Raw genomic sequence first — 6,755 nt, 5'->3', positions numbered from 1 at the left:
GAAGAAAATATTCCTTACCTCTACGAACCGCTCATTTTAAATAGCGGGGAGTTCGCTAAATCACCAGAATTTAGCACGAGAGTTAATTTACCTGTAGGAGTTCCTATGAACTGGAAATATGTTTCAACTTACACTGGTAATAATGTCACTCCTGAATATATAAAATCTAAGGCTAGCGTTTTCGTGGCAGGTATTATGGCTGTACTATCTTCAAAAGCCAAAAGCAAGTTTTTCGCTGGAGCTGCAACGGCTGAGGCATTAAGAAAATCTAATTATGCGATGAAAAAAAATACTGGACCACAAGAAAGTATGTTTCTAAAGATGCTCGTAATGTTTATGTTAAATTTGAAGTGAAAATATATAATGACTCCGCAAGAAAAAAATTAGTACAGTCTTATACAGAAAATCATGTTAGATAATTATAGAAGCAATAAAAAAAGCGCTCATTATAATTGAGTGCTTTTCTTTTATTAGTAGGAGGTATTCATGAAAAAACGTATATTGGCATTCGCCATTTTACCAATTCAGGTATTAGTAATTAATAGCGCAGTGAAAATTTTAGAACCAGAGTATCCTCACTCTATTGTTTTACTTCTCCCTTCTTTTTTCACTGTAACTCTATTGTTTTTTGTTAGTATCAATTTACATAAAACTATTTTAAAGCATGACTGGCAATTTTTTAAAAGAAAAAAAACAAGGCTATTTCTTTTTTCTTTTCTAGGTGCCTTTCTATTTCAACATATCATGAATGCCGCTAATGACTTCATGATTTACTTAAATATGTTTAACTATCCAGTTAGTCTGGAAGCGAATGTTACTTTACAAAATTTACATCCTATACAAGTGATGTTAGTCCCTATTATAAAGGTTTATTATCTCCTAACAACTATCAACGAAGAGTTATATTTTAGATATAATTTTCTGTATAGTAATCACAAAAGAAAATTAACTTCTCTATTTTTATTAATATTGTCATCAATTTTATTTGGAATGGCACATTATTTTTTCACAAATAGTCTCATTGGAACGTTTCCTTATATAATTGGCGGTTTATTTTTGGGTTTAATTTATCTTAAAACCAAAAATATATATTATGTTATTGGGATTCATTTTTTTAATAATCTAATATATGGCCTATTACAGTGAAGTTAAAACCGCTATTTACTTGTTTTTGTTTGTTCCTTTTTTTATATATAAAATAATGATTAATGAAAGACAAAGAGGAATATAGTTTATAAACTTAAATTTATAAGCCGGAGCGACTATACAAGCCCATGAAATAAATCCCATCAAAAACAGAAAATAAGATGAGTTGAGTATTCTATTTATCTTATTAATTGACACCACCACCTTGTCTCTTTTTATTTATTATTATATCTAATCACCAATTATATTAATAGTTACTAGGCTACGTCAGAAATTTCAAGAATTGAAGAAAGTCGTCAATTCTAAAATCAAGAATAAGCACCACGTATAACTCACAATTTCAAGGTAAAATATAACATTTTTAAATTATAATAACTATTTAAACGGACAAAGCGGTTATAATTAGTTTACAACAGTTAATATTATTTCATAAATCAATTTTAGGAGGAGTGTCATGGGCTTTATAAAAAAAGTGACATTAAGTGATGTTGAATCATTACAACGTATTAGCATTAAAACTTTCTCTGATACATTTGAAAAGGACAACTCACCTGAAGATATGCAGAACTATTTATCAACAGCATATTCGCTAAGTAAACTCTCGAACGAATTAGAGAACCCTAATTCGCAATTTTATTTTATCTATTGCGAAGAAACTATTGCTGGATATTTAAAATTAAATATCGCAGATGCTCAAACTGAAAATATTGATACAGAAGGTTTAGAAATTGAACGGATATATATTGATACACTATATAAGAGAAAAGGACTAGGCAATAAATTATTAGAAAAATCGATAAGTATTGCCTCATCCTTAAATAAAAAATCAATATGGTTGGGTGTTTGGGAGCACAATGCGCCTGCCATTACTTTTTATAATACAATGGGGTTCAGAAAAGTGGGGGAACATTCCTTCTTCATGGGTGAAGATGAACAAATTGACTTTATTATGAAGAAAGAATTAAACCAATAAATTGCTTACTCGTTTTCTCTAAGATTATTTTATTAACTATAAAGGTGGTTTTAATTATGAAAGAACAAGAAATTGAATTCAAAAATCTATTATCAAAAGACGAGTACGCTAAACTTATACAACACTTTAAATCCGTCCCTAAAAAACAAATAACACAAACGAACATCTATCTTGATACACCTGATTTTAAACTAAAGGAAAAAAAATGTGGGCTACGCATTAGAACATTTGCTTCTGGAAATCACGAACTAACTTTAAAAACGCCCTTACCCGTTGGTTTATTGGAAACAACAGATAGTTTAGCACCATCTGAAACCAAGGACATATTGGCTGGTGCTTCTCTGCCAAATAAAGAAGTAACAGCAACTTTAAAAAGCTTAAATATTCAACCTCAGGAGATTGTTGCTTTTGGTGAACTACATACTAATCGTGTAGAATTCCCCTATGCCTCTGGCTTACTTGTTCTTGATCATAGTCATTATTTAAATAAGGAAGATTATGAAATTGAGTTTGAAGTAACCGATGCTATTCAGGGTGAACTCGAATTTCAACAACTTTTAACGCAATTAGACATTCAAAAACGTCCAACACTGAATAAAGTTGTACGATTTTACAATACTGTGAAAGATCAGTCCTAGCAATAGAAAATACGCTTACATTGCCATTTGTTTCACAGAGAATTTTAATTTTCAAAGCTAAATAATTGTCCTGTGGACGTTTCGTTGCTAAAATGAAGGTACATTAAATATTAGGGCAAGGTGATTAAGTTATGTTGAACAACCTCCAACACAATATATTTCCGGCAAAGCGAAATGAAAAACCTCTAGAATTATATTTGTTTTTTAATCCTTTAAATGAAAAAAGTTGGGACCTCGAGCAACTCGTACGGAAGTTAAAATTAACATATGGCAATTATTTCAAATTGCGTTATGTGTTAAATGTTGGTTCTTGTATCAGTTGTGAACAAAAAGAAAATGATACCACCATCTTCTATGCTATTAAAGCTGCTGAATTACAAGGCCACCGATTAGGTACTGAATTCATTCAAAGATTATTTGATTCTTATTATATTGGTCAAAAAAATATTTATGACAAAAATATCCTAAGTGACATTGCAAACGAGTCAGGATTAGACGTTTCAGAATTCCAATTGGATTTAACTTCTAGTATTACTGAAAAAGCCTTTTTGTGTGATCAATCAATTGCGACAGAAATGGATGTTCGACAATCTCCTTGTCTGGTATTCTTTAACCGTTATCATGATGAAGAAGGTTTGAAAATTGATGGATTACATGCACTAGATATTTATCAACATATCTTTTGCGAGTTACTCAAGAGCGAACCAAAATTAAAAGAAGATCTAACAATTGAAGAGTGTATGGAATTTTTAAGATTCTCTACATGCACAGATATAGCAAACATTCTAAATTTGACGGAGAAAAAAGTAACCTGTGAATTAAAAAAACTGTCTCTTCAAAGCAAAGTGAAACAGACCTTAACACAACAAGGTGTTCTCTGGAAAAAAAATTAAAAGAAGATTCTATGCGATTTAACTGCATAAAATCTTCTTTTTTTATTGTTCAGTTAAGATACTTAATAAAACACCTTCTTTAAGGCCCTTCTCGCTAAATATTAGCTTTGGGCTATCAATTAGTTGTATAATTTCTTTTATCGGGGCTAGTCCAGCAACAATATTTTCTGCACGCTTTTCCCCCAAAGCAATAATTTTTTTTCTTTCTTCAATTGTTTGTGCCGTAATAGTATCGATGAGTGAAATAACTTCTCTTTTAGTCATTTCACAGCCTTGTACGCTATTTTCATTACCTTGTGAAACTCTCATAAGACTTCTGTTTGAACCGCCGACAGCGACGCAAGGAATGCCTTTTAAACCATTAAGAAATGTAACTTTAGCAATTTCATCGTGTACATATAAGGCAAGTTGTTCTTTCATATTTGTTGTCCAATGATAATCAGTTGCTTTAAACTTATCTGATAAAGTGACTGCACCAATTTGAAGACTTGTACTATCATGTAATTTGCCATCTTTTATATAAACGATTTCACAGCTGCCACCACCCGTATCAACCATGACCGCATCTTTTAAATTCGGCAATCCTGAAATCACACCTAAATAATCATAATAAGCTTCGTCTAGTCCAGAAATAACCGTAATGTCGATACCTGTACTTTCAGCGACATTTTTAATAAAGTATGCTTGATTACTTGCAGCTCTAACAGCCGCGGTTGCGATTGCTTTATACCGTGTCACATTATGTTCTTTCATAATTTGTTTGAATTCAGCTAGAATAGCGAGAGCCTCAGCCATTTTATCAGGGGCCAAACGACCTGTTTGGTTCATACCTGAACTCAAACGTGTAAAATGTGTTGCCTTATGTATAATTGTGATTTTTTGCGGGTCGTGACCATCGTAAATTGTTAAACGAATTGAATTCGAACCAATATCTATAATAGCAACTAATAACATACAAATCACCCTCTCTTATAAAAAAACAGAAAAATTTAAAAAGCGATGCCGATTAATATCCTCTAATAGAGTATATTAGTCCATACAACTGAACCTATTAATTCATTGCAGTTTGCTAATTATTTTTATACGCTTTTTAACAGCTTATCACTAATCGCTGCTAACAAAAACTTTTTTTAGAATCTATCAACTATCTATTGCTAAAAAAACGATTTTGTAATACAATCGTAATGAAACTGTAACATAACGTTTACGCAATTGCATAGTAGAAATGAGGACCTTATCGTGAACAAACTGAAACAAACCTATTTACCTGGCCTTGATGGCATTAGAGCTTTTGCTATATTTAGTGTTTTTGCTTATCATTTAAATTATCAATGGGCCAAAGGTGGCTTTATTGGTGTTGATGTCTTTTTTGTTTTGTCAGGCTATTTAATTACCAGTTCGTTGTTAGCTCAATGGCAGAAAAAACAAACAATCGATTACAAACGCTTTTTATATGGACGATTTAAACGTTTAATTCCTGCTGCTTATTTTATGATTATCGTTGTCGTTGCTTTTTCTTTTATTTTTAAGCAAGAGCTACTTCCAACTCTTCGTGGGGATGCCATCGCATCACTTTTTTATTCAAGTAATTGGTGGTTTATTTTTCATAATGTGAGTTATTTTGATAGTTTTGGTGCGGGTTCACCCTTAAAAAATCTTTGGTCATTAGCTATTGAGGAACAATTTTATTTACTTTGGCCACTCGTTTTTATTGTACTTTTAAAATTATGCAAATCAAAAAAACAGTTAGTTTATATGATTCTATCACTTGCTATGGTTTCTGTTATTTTAATGGCAGTCCTTTATGTTCCTGGGAGCGATCCAAGTCGCGTTTATTACGGTACTGATACGCGTTATTTTGCACTTTTATTCGGTGCTGTATTAGCAATTGTATGGCCGATGGCAAAAATGCGTCCTGACGTTCCGCAACATGAAACACGTACTTTAAATATAATTGGAGCAGTTGCCTTCTCACTCTTGGTTGTTTGGAGTATTGTACTATCTGAATTCAGCGCCTTTTTATACTACGGTGGTTTTTTATTAATTACGCTCATATCTTTGATCTTGATTGCCGTTACTGCACATCCTTCAAGTATATGGAGTAAAATTTTAGGAATTAAACCACTGCGCTATATCGGATCACGGTCATATGGTATCTACCTCTGGCATTACCCAATTATCATTTTAACGACACCTATTACAGCGGTAGGTACAACTTCCTTGATACGCACTGTTTTACAAGTTGGTGCAACTCTACTTATTGCCGAATTTTCTTATCGTTTCATTGAAAATCCAATACGTAAAAATGGTTTTAAAGAAGTTTTCCAATGGTTATCATTCAAAAATTTCAAACAAAAATCACCCATTAAAAAAACAAAAAAAATTATATTTGTTGCTGTAATTATGGTTTTTTCACTGGCATTAGGTAATGTAAATGCACTTTTTGAGCAAAAACAACCTGAGCACATTGAACAAGTTAAAATCAAACCTAAAAAAGCTGTGACTCCTGCACATAAAAATTTTGTTGGTGAAGAAAAGAAACCTAATGCTAATAAAATTCATTATAAACGTTATTTAGCTATTGGTGATTCATTAATGATTGACGTGAGTAAAAAAATGGAAGAAAACTTTCAACCTTCAGCTATTGATGGTGCGATTGGTCGACAAATGAAAGATGTTCCAATTGTTGCTAATAGTTATCTTGAATACAATACACCAGACTCAGCAGTCATTCTTGCTTTGGGAACAAACGGTAATTTTAAAGAGGAAGATTTACAGGCTTTTCTGACTCTCTTTTCTAAAGCTCATATCTATCTTGTAAATACACGTGTACCAAGAGCATGGGAACAAGTAGTAAACGATACGTTAAAAAAAGCTGCAACTGAAAATAAAAATGTTACATTAGTAGATTGGCATGCCGCCGCAGTGAATCATCCTGAATACTTCTCAGAAGATGGCGTTCATCTTAACACTGCTGGAGTAAATGCTTATATTAAGCTATTAAGCGGATACTTAACACCCTCAGAAACAACCTAGACATATCGTTTTTCAAGTCTAGATTCAGTCTTTTAGACAACTTATTACATTAACAAACTTTTTATTTTA

General features: G+C 32.1%; 7 protein-coding genes. 6 read left to right on the top strand and 1 reads right to left on the bottom strand.

From position 1 onward, the window contains the following. The 5 genes from IKV95_RS07900 to IKV95_RS07880 all read left to right on the top strand — a co-directional run. Nucleotides 1–354, top strand: a 354-nt coding sequence (locus IKV95_RS07900) for a CBM20 domain-containing protein (protein ID WP_287451618.1), incomplete at its 5' end; no start/stop codon positions are given. Between the two features lie 132 nt (nt 355–486). Beyond that, entirely contained in the window at nt 487–1,146 is a 660-nt protein-coding gene (locus IKV95_RS07895; RefSeq protein ID WP_287451617.1) for a CPBP family intramembrane glutamic endopeptidase, read from the top strand. A gap of 454 nt (nt 1,147–1,600) precedes the next feature. Continuing rightward, entirely contained in the window at nt 1,601–2,119 is a 519-nt protein-coding gene (locus IKV95_RS07890; RefSeq protein ID WP_287451616.1) for a GNAT family N-acetyltransferase, read from the top strand. A gap of 56 nt (nt 2,120–2,175) precedes the next feature. After that, nucleotides 2,176–2,757 carry a CYTH domain-containing protein gene (locus IKV95_RS07885; RefSeq protein WP_287451615.1) on the top strand — a complete coding sequence of 194 codons (582 nt, stop codon included), beginning with the start codon at nt 2,176–2,178 and terminating at the stop codon, nt 2,755–2,757. Nucleotides 2,758–2,888: 131 nt separating this feature from the next. Beyond that, on the top strand, nt 2,889–3,650 hold the full coding sequence (locus IKV95_RS07880; RefSeq protein WP_069125701.1) for a DsbA family protein: 762 nt from the start codon (nt 2,889–2,891) through the stop codon (nt 3,648–3,650). A gap of 42 nt (nt 3,651–3,692) precedes the next feature. On the opposite strand, the gene IKV95_RS07875 is transcribed toward IKV95_RS07880, so the two are convergent. Next, nucleotides 3,693–4,604 carry a Ppx/GppA phosphatase family protein gene (locus tag IKV95_RS07875; RefSeq protein ID WP_069119605.1) on the bottom strand — a complete coding sequence of 304 codons (912 nt, stop codon included), beginning with the start codon at nt 4,602–4,604 and terminating at the stop codon, nt 3,693–3,695. Nucleotides 4,605–4,889: 285 nt separating this feature from the next. On the opposite strand from IKV95_RS07875, the gene IKV95_RS07870 reads away from it, so the two are divergent. After that, nucleotides 4,890–6,686, top strand: a complete 1,797-nt coding sequence (locus tag IKV95_RS07870; protein ID WP_240310760.1) for an acyltransferase family protein — start codon at nt 4,890–4,892, stop codon at nt 6,684–6,686. The last annotated feature ends 69 nt before the right edge of the window (nt 6,687–6,755 follow it).

The sequence above is a fragment of the Brochothrix sp. genome (assembly GCF_017549435.1).
GTDB lineage: Bacteria > Bacillota > Bacilli > Lactobacillales > Listeriaceae > Brochothrix > Brochothrix thermosphacta.
Note: the sequence above shows the minus strand (reverse complement) of the source record. Positions and strands in the feature narration are given on the sequence as shown.